Source organism: Oscillatoria salina IIICB1 (assembly GCF_020144665.1).
Lineage (GTDB): Bacteria > Cyanobacteriota > Cyanobacteriia > Cyanobacteriales > SIO1D9 > IIICB1.
Map to the genome: position 1 here is coordinate 1 of NZ_JAAHBQ010000063.1, position 16,933 is coordinate 16,933.

The window sequence follows — 16,933 nt, forward strand, 5'->3', positions numbered from 1 at the left end:
TGGTATAGGACTCTTCTTGTTCAAGATAGGTGATTCCAGATCTTTCGCATAGAGAACTTAACTTAGAGCGCAATTGCCAGTGAGGAATGCTGACGAAGTTCTGGTTATTGCGAAAGCCGATATTAATCGACTGTTTCCAGCCTGGATTGACCCCAACAATTAGAGTCCCAATTTGATTGTCAATGCAGTAATTAGGGCTTGCTGAACAAATGCCAAAGTCCTTACAGCATAGATATTTGAGCCTTATTTGAGAAGCCAAAAGTGCAAGCACCATTATTCTGTGAAGATCGGCGATCGCGCCCTAATGCCTTATAAAACCAAAAACGACCCTTGCACTTTTTTCAAAAAAAGATGCTCGTAACTCTTGGCGCTTACTACGTTACAGAGGTTCTTCAGCAAACCCTACATAGCTATGCCTCGCTAGAATACTGAGATTATAGCGAAACTAGCCAATCGGTGTAAACCTTTATTTGGAGGCTCGGCTTTCCTCCCTGTCCTAGAAGTACGGGGAGGAAAGCCGAGAATATTTGATGAATTTAATTTATTTTAAGATTGAAAATAGATAAATAAGTTTGCGGAACTCTTAAAAATGTCTTCCAAAGCCTTTGAAAGAATGCGCTTACAGTCTCATGCTTATATTAGACAGCAAATGGATTACTATCAGCAGCGCCTTTTATTAGTATCCAAACGCTTAGACAAAAAACGTACCTGTAAGTACAATGCTCGCTCGGCATTTTTGTTATGTGCCGTAAATCCTAGCGGTTCCTGTGCTGAATGTACTGATTATCAGCCAGAAAGCGACTAAAAAATAGTACGATCGCTCATTTTAGGTTTGGTTGGGCGAGAATTTCTTGCCATTCAGCTTCGGATAAAGGCTGAGTGATTAAATCAATGTTAAAACAATCAATAGCAGCTTGACTGAGACTGTTAACAATAGTTTCAATTAAAGCTTTTTTTGGCTGTTGCCAAGGTAATTTTACAGGCGATTTATGTTCATTAAAAACTTTAGCAAATAATGTATTATCTCTTGACAAATACAGGGAACCATGCTGTAAAATAGCATCATTTTTTATTAATTGAGCGCTACCAATTAGTTTCTCACCATTAGTAGTAACTAAATCAGCAGCAGTTGCAGTACCAAAACAATTAGGGTTGTGGATATAACCCCGTTTAGTATTACCGTAGTGTAGTTCGACACCGAGGGAAGACCAACCCCTAAGCAAAAATGCACAGATTTGTTGATAAATTTGCGATCGCGTCCCAGAAATACCTGATGTTACCACCATATAAGTTAAATCGTCCTGGTGTAGCACCGCCCGTCCGCCAGTAGGACGACGTACCAAATCAACTTCCTTACCTTCCCAAGTTAAATTTTGCCAGAAATCGGGAAAATTATGCTGGTGATAGCCTAAAGAAATCGCTACTGGAGACCAAGTATAAAAGCGTAAACTAGGCGGATGCTTACCCAAACGATGTTGTTGTAGCAACCAGCGATCGATAGCCATTTGAGTTGTTCCTGAAGCTGACAGCAAAGGAATTAAACGCCATTTCATCGGGAATTGGGGATTGGGTTCAGTTATCAGTAAACAGTTAGCAGTTACCACCCTAACAGTAAACAGTAAACAGTGAAAAGTTTATTCGCTAATTGCTTCTTGTCTCCAATCTCTACTGATAACTGATGAGTGGTGAGGTGAAAACCCCCCCATCCCTAGTTCCTAGTCCCCAGTCCCCAATCTCTACTGCTAACTGCGGATAAGTGCGGGTACGTGATAACTATTCGCTGATAACCGTCTTAACTAATCTGCACCAAACTCTTCTTGGAAAGCCTCATCATTATCATCAGCGATCGTTGCTACTAGAGTAATCGCCCGCGAAATTTCTCCTGGGGAAAGTTCTGCCACAGTGCGCTGTGATAAGACTACCACTCGATCGTTAAAAATACCGAAACAAGTTTCAAAAGTACCTTCCCAGTTCATTTCCAGAAGTCGGCGCATCAACTTAGGTTCATTTTTAGCAGGTAAAGGCAATACTGTCGCCCAAACTGTAAACAAATCCTCATCAGATTCGCCAGTTAGCTGTACGAAAACTTCAACACTGCCATAATTAAACTTCCAGAGGATACCATCTTCGCTGTGATTTACCATCGCCGTGTCTTCCATATCCAAACTGGAAATCACAGTTTCAATCACATCTTCATGGCTAGTAGCTTCTTCCACTAACTCCGAGGCGATCGCTTCTTCGGCTAAATCATTTTCGTTAATCGCCGTTTCTGGATTTTGATTTTGTGTCGTCATCGCAATCTCGTCTCTTTATTCAAACCATAGTATCTACTTTGACATCTTCCTGAAGCTAATTCACGCCAATATTTAGTTTTCCTCTTTATTTTCAAGAGTTTCCTGGCTCGTGTAGAGGATGATATCTCCACCAGGCGTAAATTCCGGCGTGTATAACACTACGCAATCTTAATCCCAAATCAAATTTGTTTAACTTCAGATCGATCTTGATTAAATCAAGATCGATCTGAGAATAAGGTGCTATTTCTCAACTTATTTTTTAGAAAGAGTAAACTCTTCCCTTTTCATCTACATAAACAGCATTATCGTACTCGGCACCGATATCAGTAGATGAACCTGGAGTTGCGCCATAAACTAAATCCGATCGCCGAATGCGTACTGCAACTACATTATTGCCGACATTACGGTAATCAAAAGCTAATAAAGCGCCTTGAGGATTATAAATATTTACATTAGCAATTTGATTCGCGCTGGTAATTGGCGGAACGCTAATCGTAACCAAGCCACCTGTAGGGATGACTCCTCTAGCAGCGCTAACATTAGTTGAGTCATATGCTACTGCTACTCCCGAATCATTAATTAGTTGTAGCTGCATAAAACGGGTGTTATCCACCGTTGCTGTTGGTTGCCAGTAGCCCGGACGATAATTACCTGTAGGACTAGGCTGAGAATAAACTGTTAGTGGGGTTATTCCAGCGATCGCGGCGATCGCGGTAGCGAGAGTAAATGTTTTCAGTTTCATGTTATTTCGAGTTAGACAAGTGAATCATCCCATCTGACCTTAATTTAACCCCGAACTGACTAAAAATCACTCTCAAGAAAAGATCCGTTAGTTAACAGCGATCGGGGATTTTGGTGATTGGGGATTGGGGACCCTTGGATTGGGGATTGGGTTCAGTGAGCAGTGAACAGTTAACAGTGACCAGTTTATCCTCCTTGTCCCCCTTCCTTGTCTCCCCCCTCTCCCAAGTCTCCCCCCTCCTCCAAGTCTTCCCCCTCTTCCTTGTCTCCAATTCCCCTCTAGAAGCTAAAAATGCCACCTTGATAGGTGGCTTGTTTTATGGTATTGAAAGAGAAATTACTCTCAAATCTAAATCCGATTAGACATCGTAGTAGAGAGAGAACTCGTAAGGATGAGGGCGCAAACGCAAAGGATTGACCTCATTATCCAGCTTGTACTCGATCCAGTTTTCGATGAAGTCTTCAGTGAAAACACCAGACTCAGTTAAGAACGCATTATCCTTCTCTAAATGTTCCAAAGCTGCTTCTAAGGAACCAGGAGTAGAAGGAATTTTACTGAGTTCTTCGGGGCTGAGATCGTAGATATCTACATCTAGAGGATCGCCAGGATCGATTTCGTTCTTAATTCCATCAATACCAGCACAAAGCATCGCAGCAAAGGCAAGATAGGGGTTACAAGTAGCATCCGGACAACGAAACTCTAAACGCTTGGCTTTGGGGTTTGTACCAGAAAGAGGAATGCGAACCGATGCAGAACGATTACCTTGAGAGTAAGCTAAGTTTACGGGTGCTTCAAAGCCAGGAACCAACCGCTTGTAAGAGTTAGTAGTTGGGTTGGTTAAAGCTAAGAGTGCGGGAGCGTGTTTGAGAATACCGCCAATATAGTTTAACGCCATTTTACTCAGGTTGGCGTAGCCACTTTCACCCCAGAATAGAGGCTTTCCGTCTTTCCAGATCGATTGGTGGGTGTGCATCCCCGAACCATTGTCGTTAAACAATGGTTTCGGCATAAAGGTAACAGTTTTACCGTATTTTTTACCCACATTCTTGATGACGTATTTGTAAGTCATCAAATAGTCAGCCGCTTGAACTAAGGTAGCGAAGCGGAAACCGAGTTCGTTTTGTCCTCCGGTAGCAACTTCGTGGTGGTGTTTTTCGATGGGGACACCGCACTCAGCCATTGTTAGTAGCATTTCCGTGCGAATATCTTGGAGAGTGTCGGTGGGAGCAACTGGGAAGTAACCTTCTTTATAACGGGGTTTGTAGCCCAAGTTACCACCGGGTTCCTCAGCACCGGAATTCCAACGTCCTTCGATGCTATCTACATAGTAGAAACCTTTGTTTTCGGTTTGGTCAAAGCGGACATCTTCAAACACGAAGAATTCTGCTTCTGGACCAAAGTAAGCGGTATCACCCAGCCCAGTAGTAGCTAAATACTCGACTGCTTTTTTAGCAATTGTTCGAGGGTCGCGATCGTAATATTCTCCGGTACGCGGTTCTTTAATTGAGCAAATCATGCTCAGGGTTTTTTCTTTGTAGAAGGGATCGATCCAAGCAGTGGTAGGATCGGGAACCATCGCCATGTCGGATTCATTGATCGCTTTCCAACCACGAATGCTGGAACCATCGAAAGGAACTCCCTCGTCAAAGGAAGCTTCTTCGATTTGATCGTAGTAGAACGAGCAATGTTGCCATATTCCTGGCATATCGATGAATTTCAGGTCAATAATCTTGATATCTTCGTCTCGAATCATTTTCAAGACTTCTTGGGGGGTTTCGGGCATTGTTACTCCTGTACCTTTTGTACTTTTGAAGCTTTTTTAGTCTCGAATCATCGTAGGGAGACACTTGCCGAGATTTTGTATCCTGTGTTACAGAATTGTGAATAATCTTTCTACTTAACGAGTAAATAACTAAAATTCGCTATTTCCCCGGCTGAAGTTTAAAGCTTTGTATCAAAAAATGTATTTTTGCACGTTGGTGGTGAGGGGATGAGATGATGATTGAGGTAATTGTCAAAAATCCTCATTGACGATTTTGATGAGATTATTATAAATAAAGCTGTTTGGATTAAGTCCATTAAAACAAGATCTGTGTTGGGAGAAAATTTTAATGCGGGACGCAGTTACAACTTTGATTAGAAACTACGATGTTGCTGGTCGCTATTTTGACCGCAATGCTCTCGATAGCCTTAAGTCCTACTTTGAGTCTGGCACGGCACGGGTGGCGGTAGCAACGATGATTTCGGCTAATGCTGCTTCGATTGTTAAGCAGGCTGGTTCTAAACTGTTTGAGGAACTGCCGGAATTGATTCGTCCGGGTGGTAATGCTTATACTACTCGCCGCTATTCGGCTTGTCTGCGGGATATGGATTATTATCTGCGCTATGCTAGTTATGCTTTGATCGCAGGCGATACTGATGTCCTGGATGAGCGGGTGCTGCAAGGGCTGCGCGAAACTTATAATTCTTTAGGTGTGCCTGTGGGTCCAACTGTAATTGGTATCCAAATTATGAAGGACATCGTTAAAGAAATGGCGGCTGAGGCGGGAATTTCGGATACTGCTTGTGTTGATAGTCCCTTTGATTACATGAGTCGCGAATTAGGCGAAGTTGATGTCTAATTTGAAACATAAGTAGGGTTAAAAGTCAAGGAAAAAAACAGCGATCGCTTGTTTTGCCTGGAAAGGGTGGAGAGGCGATCGCTGTTTGGCTTGGCTGAATCAGATCTTCATATACTCGGAGGCGACAATCATGGAACCAATACCTTCGTCAGTAAAGATTTCCAAGAGGAGGGCGTGAGGTATGCGACCATCAATAATATGAGCAGCTTTGACACCTTGAGCTAGCGATCGCACGCAGCAATTAACTTTGGGAATCATTCCTCCAGCAACGACTCCTTCGGAAATTAAGTTCCTCGCTTGTTGAATATCAACTTTGGGAATGAGTGTAGAAGGGTCTTTATAGTCTCGTAAAATACCTGCGGTATCAGTCAGCAAAATCAATTTTTCTGCTTCTAAAGCGGCGGCAATTTCACCAGCTACAGTATCGGCATTGATATTATGTGCTTGTCCCTTTTCATCAGCCGCCACGCTAGAAATAACGGGAACGTAGCCATTGCTAACTAAAGATTTGACTAAATCTATATCGACGCTACTAACTTCGCCGACAAAGCCAATACCTTCTTTCCCAACATGACGGGCTTTGATTAAATTACCATCTTTACCGCAAAGCCCAACTGCTTTGGCTCCAGCACGGTTAATTAAAGCCACCAGTTCTTTATTTACGCGACCGACTAAAACCATTTCCACTACATCCATTGTGGCAGCATCGGTAACGCGCAAACCATCTTTAAATTGTGGTTCAATGTTTAGTTTTGCCAACCAGCTATTAATTTCCGGACCGCCACCGTGTACGACTACAGGTAGTAAACCCACGCAGGATAAAAAGACAATATCACGAATGACTTTTTCTTTTAGATAAGTGTCTTTCATGGCTGCACCACCGTATTTGACGACGACAATACGTCCTGCAAACTGCTGAATATACGGAAGTGCTTCACTCAGCACTCGCACGCGAGTAGCTTCGGCTTTTCTAATATATTCGCTTTCGATTACCATAAGTTACTTCCTTGCCGAGTAAGTTATTTCTGTTGCAGTTTAGAGCATAAGCCACTCTGAGAACAGTTCATCGGTAGCGGTTGCATGATTTTTGGCTTTTCGAGATTAGACTTGGGGAAGCTGTTCTGGTTTTAAGACTGTAGGAATTTTGCTGACGATCGCGCAAGCAATCTCTTCTGGTGTTTGCTCGCTAGTAATGGGAATATGGAGATCGGCTTGAGCATAAAGGGGGATCCTCTGTTCGAGTAGGGATTGTAACTTGGAGCCGGGATCTGGTTGTTGCAGTAAAGGTCGAGTGTTATCACCTGCTAGACGTTCAAGTAAAATTTCTCTGGGGGCATCCAGCCAAACAATTAAGCCGTGGTGAAGATAACTCCAGTTTTTTCGCCGCAAGATAATCCCACCACCCGTGGCGATCGCACTTTTGGTGTATGCACTTAATTCTTCGAGAACTTTACTTTCTAAGTCACGAAATTTTTTTTCTCCCTCGACGGCGAAAATTTCGTTGATTGTTTTACCTACTACTCGTTCGATTAAAACGTCTGTATCAAAAAATCGGTAGCCTAGCTGTTTGGCTAATACTTGACCTACTGTTGTTTTTCCTGTTCCCATCATGCCGATGATGAACACATTGAGTCCTTGTAATAAATTTGTCATTTTTTTTGGTAAATTTTTTTTGCCCAAAATACCATTTTTTCTCGAGCATACTCGATTCAATAAGTCAAGAAAATTTCCAGCTCGATCGAGTTACTTGGTTCTTGGCGAGACATAAATCCTCATTTATCTTACTTTTTGAGTACAAATGCTTAGGCAAAATTAGGAAAATTAGTTTATTTTTTAATAAACATTTAACAATTTTCTTATTTGACCTTAGTGCGAAAAAACACGGAATTAGCTATCCTGGGAACAACAGAAGCTTTACAAAAACTTTATATAATGTTGATGTAAAGTGAGTAAATAGGCGAAAAACCGATAATCGATCGGGTTTTCCAGCCACTAAACCAGTCACGGAAGCTGGGTTAAGTGAAAATACTGAAAGTCTGTGAGCGATCGACAATCCTGGAAATCTAAAATGGGGGTGAAATGAGGATGAAAACAATGAACCTAATCCGCGATGTAGTTAGACAAGCGCTCGAAACTGGATATTTGACTATCGAAGCAGAAGAGCAACTACGACAGATGTTAAAGATGAAATATGGTTCAGAAGATTTAGAAGCTTTTATGGACTTGCAGCAAGCAGCAATGGCTGGTTTAGTCAAGCAACAATCCCGCGAGTATTTATTTAGCTGTAAATAACTAAGACTGGGAGCGATCGGGCTTGTTTCATGGTTCTAACTCATCTTCATCAAAGCCCCAGTCTTCCTCATCTATCTTTTTTTCCGGTACCGACTCGTAAGTATTTTCGCGTAAAGGTGGAGTAATCACCCGATACTTGGCATCGACTATTTGCTGTTCGCCAGGAGTGGAACTTGTTTGCTCTTTGTCTCGATAGCTATAAGAGTAGACTGAACCAGTACGAGAAATATTTTGGGGTTGTCGCTTAACTTCATAAAAGCGAGCATCAGCTTGAGAAGTTTTGAACGAGGTGGGATTTGTAGGTTGAGCAGGAGGTTCTTCGAGATCCCAATCATCATTATCGTCAATCCAATCCGAATCAGTGTTAGTTTGAGGAGGTGGCGATGGTGGTGGCATAGAATTAGGTTCAGCCCCACGAGATCCGGAGACAGTAGTTTCTCTCCTGGGAGAGCGAGGTGAAGGGGGTTCTTCGGACTTAATTTCTCTAAACCCAGCATCATTTTTGTATCTCGGACGATAATTAAGAACTTGTAAGCAAGCACTAGTTAAGATCCCAGCGATCGCAAACAGTAAAATCCACACCGCTAAAGGTAATGCTACCGTCTGAGTACCAAAAAATACTAACGGCAACACAGGCGACCAATTTTGCAGGAGAAAAACGATTATTCCTCCTAAAATTAATAGAGTTAGCACAAGCTGGATCGCAGACATAGATATTTCTCCTGGTTGGGGATTGGGATTTAATAACTGATAACTGATTAACCCTGCCAACGCTGAAAAGGTATACAATCGATATCGAGTCGCTCCAAAGCTCGCGCCACCACAAAATCCACCAAATCTTCGATCGTTTGCGGGTTATGATACCAAGCAGGGATAGCAGGAACAATTTTTACACCAACTTCTGCTAGAGAAGTCAAATTGCGTAAGTGAATCAAACTTAAGGGAGTTTCGCGGGGAACGAGAACTAACTTACCTCCTTCTTTAATTTGAACATCAGCAGCTCGTTCGAGCAAATCGCTGCTTAAGCCAGCAGCAATTTTGGCTACTGTACTCATGCTACAAGGAATGACAAGCATCCCCAAAGTACGAAAAGATCCACTAGCGACATTTGCTCCTACATTTCCCCAACGATGACAATTCAATTTTCCCCCATTTTCTACTGCTGCTTGCTGCCGCCAAAATTGTTCTTGTTCGTCAGGATCGGGTGGCATCCGAATGTTTTGTTCGGCTTGCCAAACTAAATAAGCAGCTTTAGAAGCGACTAACTCAATGTGGTAGTCTGCCTCTAAAAGATATTTCAAAGCACGAACGGCGTAAATTAAACCGCTTGCGCCGCTAATACCGAGAATGAGGGGTTTAGGCATTTTTTGTTGGTTACTGGTTATTTGTGGTTTATGTAGCGGTACAGACGCAACTAGGTACATCTGTACAGCCAATTAAAAGCGATCGATAAGTCAATCTTCTTCCCAATCTTCAAAGTTAGCATTGCTACCGCCTCGGACAGTTACGAGGTCAATTTGCTGACGATAGTAGTCAACGCTTTTAACTTCTACTTCCACGCGATCGCCTAAACGATAAGCTGTACGATTTTTTCGTCCTACGAGACAAGCGTAGCGAGAACGGTATTCGTACCAATCATCTTTGAGGGAACTAACGTGAACCAAACCCTCGACTAAATGGTCTTCGATTTCGACAAAGAAACCGTAGGATTGAACGCCAGTAATTAATCCGGAGAAAATATGACCCGTACATTCTTTCATGCGTTCGGCTTTTTTTAATCCTTCGAGGTCTTTTTCCGCGTCATGGGCTTCTTTTTCGCAGTCATTGAGATGAGGAATAACTGACCACAATTGTTCTGCTAACTCGTCTTGAACCTCAGTGGGTAAAATATTCCAGTTGATGCGATCGTGACAGGTACTACTGCCCAAGTTTACGCCTTCTTTGGTGCGACTATGACGGCGATCGCGTCCTTTCTCAAATAAAGCGTGTAAAACTCGCTGGATTAACAAATCCGCATAACGTTGTCCGGGAGATACGCACCTGGTGTAACCGCCTTCATATGCTAAACCGAAATGGAAACTAGGTTTTTTGCTGTAGATGACTGGTTTTAGCGTTAATTTGAGCAAATGATTGAGAACTTTGCGAACGCTGGATTTAGCAAATTGTTGGGTAAAGCGCTGATAATCTTGAGGAGAAACTTCTTCTTCATTTTCTAGTTGTAGATCCAAGTGCAGATTATTGCCTAACTTAATCAAATCTTCCAATTCTTCTAAATCTGGTTCCGACTGATGGCAATAGATTCCTGGTAACTCTAGACTGGTGAGATGATTGCCGACAGCGCGGTTGACCAAAACGATCGCATCTGTCAGTAGAGATTGAACTGGTAAAGAAGAAGAAGTAGCGATCGCGCCTAATCTGCCTTCATCTTTATACAATGAGGGAATATTTTCCGAATCGATTTCAAACGAACCCCGTTGTTGTCGTCGAGCTTTGATTACTGGACTCAAGTTAAAAAACAGTTCGTTGAGCATTTTTACGGCTGAAGACAGTTCATCTTCCACATCTTCTTGACGACCGAGTAACGACTGTGCTTGTTTATAACTAATTTGACGATCTACACAGATAATACTGGGTTTGATATCAAACTCCGTTACCTGACCCGCGCGATCGATAATTAAAAACACCGATAGCGTTAAACGATCTTCTCCGGGAATTAAGGAACAACAATGCCCTACTCCTGGAGGAAATAAAGGTACTATTTTATCCAAGAGATTAATCGCCGTACCTCGCTTTCTTGCCTCGCGGTCTAGTTCAGAATTTGGTTTAATGTAGTAAGCTACGTCAGTAATGTGAATCCCTAGCTCCCAATTACCACGATCGGTTTTCTCTAAAGTAAAAGCATTTTCAATCCACTGTCCAGTGGCTGAATCTAAATCTAAATTGGGTTCGAGGGTCAATGTCAACCGTTTGCGTAAGTCGAGACGAGACTTAGTTTCACTTTTTGACCATTCGCCGGACAAAACTTCCGCAGCTTGAATAACTTTTTCAGGAAAGCTTTGGGGTAAATCGTGCTTACAACAAACAATATCTGTATCTGCTGCTTCCTCTGCATCTGTACCCAAAATTCGAGTTACTTTTCCTAATGGTAAATTTTGTGCCAGAGGATAGCGAAGCACTTCCACATGAACTAAATGATCTACTGCTTGGCGTAGTCTTTCTTCTTCTTGTCTGAGAATCAGTTCAAACAAAAGTCGGTCATCCAAAGGAACAGCCCGATAACCATCTTCAGTTTCTTTAACTCGCGCCAATAAAGAAGGATTAGCTCTTTCCAAGATTAATTTAACTTCGCCTTCTGGGGAACGACGACGGCTACCTTCTTTAATAATTTTTACCAAAACGCGATCGCCGTTCCAAGCATTACTCAAATGACTTTCGCGGATATATACATCATCGGCAGTTTCGCTATCTTGGATTGCAAAACAAAATCCTTTACTCGAACAGCGCAGTTTAGCTTCGACGACATCCTCTTCATAAACGCGCCGATACTTACCTCGTTCTTTAATAATTACACCTATTTTCTCTAAAATATCCAGAGTCAAGTGTAACTTTTCCATACTATCTGAATCTTCGCAACCTAGTTTCTTCTCCAAAACTTTGCGAGCGACTAATTTTTCATCGCTGAAATTAGATAGTAATGTAGCGATTGAATACTCCATGTACAAAAATCCTTATTTTACTAAATCTCAACTAATTTGCTCTTGTCATCGATACCCGTGCGAGCGAAACCACAGAAATTTAAAGACGAGAAAACTTGAGAAATCAAGAAATGTAGCTACCTGTGTCAAGAGCGCGTCTATCTTGCTTGAGGAACAAAAACTGCTTCCCCAATTTGTCAACATTTGCACTAATAGATTTTTTCTCGCGATCGAGAGCCAAAATTTATAATTAGCCTTAACAGTTAGCCATAGAGCCGAAAAAATCTGCTCGCTCTCACTACGATCCTGACTTTCCACGACTAAATTCTGACTCTTCAATTTTGGGACTTTTGTCTTCATCCTTCCCTTTTTTTCTGTTGCTGTGCTTACCTATAGGTAGTTCTCACTTCATAACAGCTAGCAGTGGAGTGAATAGACCTGAAATTTGCCTTCTACTGCTAGCTGATAGAGTAAACGACCTCGCCGATTAGGGTCGAGGCTTTCAGTAGCCCTGAAGTTATCGTACAAGACAACAACTGCGAACCTCCAGGCTGGTTGAAAGAGCAGCCCCAAAGCGCAATTACTAATGAAGCATTAACGTCCGCATCCCCTTGATCTTGACATCGAGGATTTGTACACCGGAAAGATTTCCCACCTCTAATACCTAAATGCTTGCATTTATGACAGGTCTGACTGGTATAAGCGGGAGGGATAGCAATTACCTCTACTCCTTCTTTGATTCCCTTGTACTCTAAAAAACTCTGCAATCGATCAAAAGCCCAGGAATTAGACCGTCTTCTTTTGGTCTTACTCCTGGGCTTTTCGTTTGTTCGTTCGCGAATTCCGGTTAAGTCTTCAATTGCCACCAACGCTTGTTGATGTTTAGCTTTATCGATAATCGCCTTGCTAATGTTATAGTTCAGCCACGATTGGAATCTTCGCTCTCGTCCCGATAGCCGTTTCAAAATCTGCCGACAGCGAGGGCGAGTTGACCTTGTGCCTTGGGACGCTTTCTTTTGCAGAGAAGCTCGAACGTGGCTGAAGCGATCTCGTTTGTTTTGAATCTTCTTTCCAGACCAGGATTGTCCGGTACTAGTTGCGGCAATATCCCTTCTTCCAAAGTCCACACCAATTACCTTATCGGTTTTGACAGGTTTGGGTGCGTCATCTTTAATCTGGATATGGGCGTACCAATTTCCGTCACGATGCTGACCGATTTGGGCGGAAGTCGGATTCTTATCTTTGAGCTTACCTCGATGATAGGTACTAACTAGTAACGCCAGTTTCGTTCTTTTGCCAACAGTGCTAATGCTGATTAGCCAACCTTCTTCAATAAAGCGAAAGGTACGAGCGTCACACTCAAAGCTAGTTGGCTTAAATCCTCTGACTTTTCTGCCTTTGTGTTTGGCGCTTAGGCGATTAGCTGCTACTCGAGCGCTAGCTCGAACGACATGATTTGCTGATAAACCAAACTTAGCTTTAACTTCGTGGTAGCAAACAGCTTGGATAGAGTTGCGGTTGGTTAGTTTTGGATTGACTTCTGTATTAATCCAAGTGCAAGCGTCCGCAAAAGCGGTAGCTGTTTGAGATAACAACTGTTGTTGTTTCTCGTCTGCTTGTAGCTTGACAACTAAGGTTAATACTTGTTCCATGTCATCTAAAACTTCACGATTATGATTATAGTGTGTTTTCAAACCTTCGGGGCATCGAACCCCTTATTTTCAACTCCTATCCCTCCCTGCCCTTGAAGGGCAAGGCTTCTCGGAGCTTTTTCGGTGAGAGTCTGTTACGATCTCAAACAATGTTATTTTAGCTAGAAAGAGTACAATTAACCAACTAGAATTTTACTGACAGGTACAACAGATGAGTTAAACTCAAGAAGTTCAACTTTGAGAAGCCGATAAAGTGTTTGAAGTCGTACAACTTGTTTGGCACAATGGTAAAATCATTCCTCGCGAACAAGCAGCCCCCTCAATTGCCAGTCACTCTCTACATTTAGGCATTGGCGTCTTTGATGGTTTGAGAGCTTTTTGGAATGGCGATCGCTATTATATTCATGCTTTAGACGATCACCTCACGCGTCTGCAAGAAAATGCCAGAACGCTAGAAATGGAAATTCCTTGGTCGTTAAAAGAACTCAAAGCTGGGATTTGGACACTTTTAGCTGAAATTCCCCAAACCAATTACTATCTGCGACCAATTGTTTATCGAGGGCTACCCAAGATAACTATCAAGGAACGACAGAAGATGAAAGTTGATGTCTCGATTTTGGCTGTTACGGCTCCTCGTGATGTAATTAAACCTTTCAGGTGTCAAATTTCCCCTTTTGAGCGGGTTTCTAGCCGTGCCATACCAGTGAGGGCGAAGATCTGTGGTGCTTATGTTAACAGTTATTTAGTTCGCATCCAGGCGGAGGCATCAGGGTTTGATGAAGGAATTATGCTAGATCGAGAAGGAAAAATTACGGAAGCGGCTACTGCTAATCTTTTCTTTATCCAAGAGGATACAGTTGTTACTCCGGCACTTACTCCAGATATTTTCCCAGGAATTACTCGTTCAACTTTATTAAAAGTCGCTTCCTCTTTAGGAATTAAGGTTATTGAGCGAGATATTTATCCAGAGGCTTTGGGTGATTTTCAAGCAGTTTTCAGTTGTGCTACATTTTCAGAAGTTAGACCGATTATAACAATTGATTCTCATCAATATGATTCTCTAAATAATCCAATATTTCGGAAATTCTTAAAAGCATATCAGGAAATTACTTACCAGTAGGGGTGGCAAGAGCCAAATAACTGTTTGCCAAAAAAAACCGTTTCCACACTAACAGTTAACCTTTTTTCCACTCGGTAAGATCGCGTGACATAAATCAGCATTTTCAATTTGAGCGCGATCGCTTTCGGCTCGATTCAGATTCGCATAGCGAAGATTAGCATTAGTAAAATTAGCCTCGATCAAGTTACTACCTGTAAGATCCGCATTTTCGAGATTAGCATTTGCCAATTCCGCAAACTGCAAATTTGCTTCCGAAAGGTTAGCGCGCGTCAGATTAGCATCGATCAAATTAACTTCTGCTAAATTGCTACCACTAAAGTTAGCATCTTGTAAATTAGCTTCATTTAAATCCGCTTTTTCGAGATCCGCATCACGCAGATCGCTTCCTGAGAGATCCGCCGAAGTTAGACTAGCACCTCTGAGGTTAGCACCGCGCAAATCTGCACCACGCAAATTAGCATTACGAAACATCACCCCGCTTAAATTCGCTCCGCGCAGATCGGCATTTTCTAACTCTGCACCGACCAGATAAGCTCTATTTAAGTCAGCCCCAACTAAGTTAGCCCCAACTAAGTTAGATTCTCCCAAATAGATATTTCGCATATCCGCCCCAGAAAGATTAGCATTTTCTAAGTCATTACCGCTTAGGCTAATCATAAATAAATTCGCATTAGCTAAATAAGTGTTTCTCAGCGTCGCTCCCTCAAGGAGAGTTGCCCTTAAATCGGCTTGTGCTAAATTAGCACCATCCAGCAAAGCATATTCCAAATTTGTACCGCCTAAATAAGCATTACGCAAATCGGCATCTTGGAGATTAGCCCCACGCAAATTAGCTTGAGAAAGATCGGCACCGCGCAAATCTGAACCGCTCAAGTCAGCGCGATTATTTGATAAATTAAGTCCTCTGAGATTAGCTCCTGTTAAGTCGCAACCGGGACAAAGATAGCTTCTTCTGAGTCGATCCACATCAGCCAAATTTTCGGCAATTACAGGTGTAGCTAATCCCATAGCGAGAATAACAGTAGCGATCGCCCAATTTTTCTTCATGTTTCCTTTTTTCGATTTGTTGGTTGGGGATTGGGTTCAGTTATCAGTAAACAGTTAGCAGTTACCACCCCAACAGTAAACAGTAAACAGTAAACAGTAAACAGTAAACAGTAAACAGTGAAAAGTTTATTCGCTAATTGCTTCTTGTCTCCAATCTCTACTGATAACTGAAAACTGATAACTGAAAACTGAAAACTGAAAACTGATAACTGATAACTGATAACCCCCTCTTCCCTTAGACTCCACATTCGGAAAGAAGGATTCAAGAAACTCAGACTACGGGTAGAGAAAGCCAACCACGTAAGAAATAGTAAACAGAAGCCAAATACTCATCAATCACTCGCGTAGTTACCGTTAAAGCTTGAACCGAAGGCAGAAAATCAACAAAATCTAAACGTCGCCTGGGTGTAGCTAAGGGCTGAAATGTATAAAAATCAGTCGGTCGAGGAACCACTTCTAAACCAGCATTAGCAAAAGTAAGAGTAGCGCGACGAACATTAATCGCCGAAGTAACCAGAATAACTGGTTCGTCTGCCAAGCCTCGCTGAGTTAAAATTTCCCTGACTTGAATTGCAGAAGTACGCAAATCAACTCCTGTCGGTTCGATCTCAATCCGATTGCGGGGAACGCCAAATCTTTCTAGCAAGTCAGCCACATCATTAGCTTCGATTCGCCTTTCTGCTGGTCCTTCTAAATTAGCTCTCGGTCCGGCACTAACAATCACCAAAGGTGCAGAACCTTCTTGATAAAGCTGGGCAGTATAGAGAAGGAGAGATCCTCGGTCTGTTAACTGAATCTGAGTACGATAAGGTAAATAAGGCTCAGTGGTTCCCTGTGCTAACAAAACAATCGCTCCCGCATCTTGCGCTCCGAAGGGAGTCAGGGGAACTGGACATTCTACCTCACAAATCTCTGTGCGTAGCTGTTCGACTCGAATCGCTTCTTGTTCTGCCGCCTGTGCCAAACTGTAAGCAACTACAGGTAAACTCGAAAATAGCAAAATTATGAATGCTGCCCAGATTAATCCCGGTCCGGGCTTGCTGATACCTCCTTTTTTGATGCGTATTGCCCCTAAAAACAGTAGGAAAATCGCCAAGCCCAAAGGTCGAAACAAAACTGAGAGGAGACTCCAAGCTGGAAGAACTACCGGAGTATTGGGATCGATAAAACCAACAATAATAATCGATAAAAGTAAGATTGCCCCAACAATAGCTAACCACCGTCTGGGAATGAGCCGCACCAGCAGGTTATACAGTAGTATGCCAATCAGCAGCCACAGGAGGATTCGGGTAATTAGTAAGAACATAGGAATTAGTTGTTAGTGGTCATTTTTCTGTTTTTAGAGGAGCAGTGGTTGCAATTACCTCACCAAGAGCATAGTATTTGTCGGTAATTGACACAATCGTCTTTTATGCTTATATTTTGCTTATCTTTTTGCAGACCTTCTGGAGTTAGATAACGTTGAATTTG

Annotated in this window: 16 protein-coding genes and 1 pseudogene; 4 read left to right on the forward strand and 13 right to left on the reverse strand. The window is 42.4% G+C overall.

The genetic code is table 11. The annotated features are described in order from the left end of the window. Nucleotides 1–274, reverse strand: a pseudogene (locus G3T18_RS18065) (hypothetical protein); the annotation flags it as partial. 315 nt (nucleotides 275–589) lie between these two features. Here G3T18_RS18065 and G3T18_RS18070 point away from each other — a divergent pair. Next, nucleotides 590–805, forward strand: coding sequence for a DUF6464 family protein (locus G3T18_RS18070; protein WP_224411980.1), 216 nt, complete (start codon nucleotides 590–592; stop codon nucleotides 803–805). Between the two features lie 16 nt (nucleotides 806–821). Here G3T18_RS18070 and G3T18_RS18075 read toward each other — a convergent pair whose 3' ends face one another. The 4 genes from G3T18_RS18075 to glnA form a co-directional block, all read right to left on the reverse strand. After that, nucleotides 822–1,553: a lipoyl protein ligase domain-containing protein gene (locus tag G3T18_RS18075; protein ID WP_224411981.1), complete on the reverse strand. Its 732-nt coding sequence runs from the start codon at nucleotides 1,551–1,553 to the stop codon at nucleotides 822–824. Nucleotides 1,554–1,796: 243 nt separating this feature from the next. Continuing rightward, nucleotides 1,797–2,294 (reverse strand): YbjN domain-containing protein, encoded by a 498-nt coding sequence (locus G3T18_RS18080; RefSeq protein WP_224411982.1) that lies wholly within the window; start codon nucleotides 2,292–2,294, stop codon nucleotides 1,797–1,799. 259 nt (nucleotides 2,295–2,553) lie between these two features. After that, complete coding sequence (locus tag G3T18_RS18085) at nucleotides 2,554–3,036, reverse strand: hypothetical protein (RefSeq protein ID WP_224411983.1); 483 nt, start codon at nucleotides 3,034–3,036, stop codon at nucleotides 2,554–2,556. Nucleotides 3,037–3,394: 358 nt separating this feature from the next. Further along, complete coding sequence (gene glnA, locus G3T18_RS18090; protein WP_224411984.1) at nucleotides 3,395–4,819, reverse strand: type I glutamate--ammonia ligase; 1,425 nt, start codon at nucleotides 4,817–4,819, stop codon at nucleotides 3,395–3,397. 328 nt (nucleotides 4,820–5,147) lie between these two features. On the opposite strand from glnA, the gene apcB reads away from it, so the two are divergent. Continuing rightward, nucleotides 5,148–5,657: an allophycocyanin subunit beta gene (gene apcB / locus G3T18_RS18095; RefSeq protein WP_224411985.1), complete on the forward strand. Its 510-nt coding sequence runs from the start codon at nucleotides 5,148–5,150 to the stop codon at nucleotides 5,655–5,657. A 99-nt stretch (nucleotides 5,658–5,756) separates the two neighbouring features. On the opposite strand, the gene argB is transcribed toward apcB, so the two are convergent. Further along, on the reverse strand, nucleotides 5,757–6,653 hold the full coding sequence (argB, locus tag G3T18_RS18100) for an acetylglutamate kinase (protein WP_224411986.1): 897 nt from the start codon (nucleotides 6,651–6,653) through the stop codon (nucleotides 5,757–5,759). A 105-nt stretch (nucleotides 6,654–6,758) separates the two neighbouring features. Further along, a complete protein-coding gene (locus tag G3T18_RS18105) occupies nucleotides 6,759–7,310 on the reverse strand; it encodes a shikimate kinase (RefSeq protein WP_224411987.1) in 552 nt (183 codons plus the stop codon). Between the two features lie 441 nt (nucleotides 7,311–7,751). Between G3T18_RS18105 and G3T18_RS18110 the strand changes: the two genes are divergently transcribed. Next, a complete protein-coding gene (locus G3T18_RS18110; protein WP_224411988.1) occupies nucleotides 7,752–7,949 on the forward strand; it encodes a hypothetical protein in 198 nt (65 codons plus the stop codon). Between the two features lie 27 nt (nucleotides 7,950–7,976). On the opposite strand, the gene G3T18_RS18115 is transcribed toward G3T18_RS18110, so the two are convergent. The 4 genes from G3T18_RS18115 to G3T18_RS18130 all read right to left on the reverse strand — a co-directional run bounded on the left by G3T18_RS18115 (nucleotide 7,977) and on the right by G3T18_RS18130 (nucleotide 13,296). After that, entirely contained in the window at nucleotides 7,977–8,660 is a 684-nt protein-coding gene (locus G3T18_RS18115) for a LapA family protein (RefSeq protein ID WP_224411989.1), read from the reverse strand. 47 nt (nucleotides 8,661–8,707) lie between these two features. Further along, complete coding sequence (locus tag G3T18_RS18120) at nucleotides 8,708–9,313, reverse strand: flavin prenyltransferase UbiX (RefSeq protein WP_224411990.1); 606 nt, start codon at nucleotides 9,311–9,313, stop codon at nucleotides 8,708–8,710. A 90-nt stretch (nucleotides 9,314–9,403) separates the two neighbouring features. After that, nucleotides 9,404–11,665, reverse strand: a complete 2,262-nt coding sequence (locus G3T18_RS18125; RefSeq protein WP_224411991.1) for a ribonuclease R family protein — start codon at nucleotides 11,663–11,665, stop codon at nucleotides 9,404–9,406. 437 nt (nucleotides 11,666–12,102) lie between these two features. Next, entirely contained in the window at nucleotides 12,103–13,296 is a 1,194-nt protein-coding gene (locus G3T18_RS18130) for an RNA-guided endonuclease InsQ/TnpB family protein (RefSeq protein WP_224411992.1), read from the reverse strand. A gap of 253 nt (nucleotides 13,297–13,549) precedes the next feature. On the opposite strand from G3T18_RS18130, the gene G3T18_RS18135 reads away from it, so the two are divergent. Next, complete coding sequence (locus G3T18_RS18135) at nucleotides 13,550–14,416, forward strand: aminotransferase class IV (protein ID WP_224411993.1); 867 nt, start codon at nucleotides 13,550–13,552, stop codon at nucleotides 14,414–14,416. Nucleotides 14,417–14,464: 48 nt separating this feature from the next. Here G3T18_RS18135 and G3T18_RS18140 read toward each other — a convergent pair whose 3' ends face one another. Both G3T18_RS18140 and G3T18_RS18145 read right to left on the reverse strand, forming a co-directional pair. Continuing rightward, a complete protein-coding gene (locus G3T18_RS18140) occupies nucleotides 14,465–15,463 on the reverse strand; it encodes a pentapeptide repeat-containing protein (protein WP_224411994.1) in 999 nt (332 codons plus the stop codon). 271 nt (nucleotides 15,464–15,734) lie between these two features. Further along, complete coding sequence (locus tag G3T18_RS18145; protein ID WP_224411995.1) at nucleotides 15,735–16,769, reverse strand: YdcF family protein; 1,035 nt, start codon at nucleotides 16,767–16,769, stop codon at nucleotides 15,735–15,737. Between the last annotated feature and the right edge of the window lie 164 nt (nucleotides 16,770–16,933).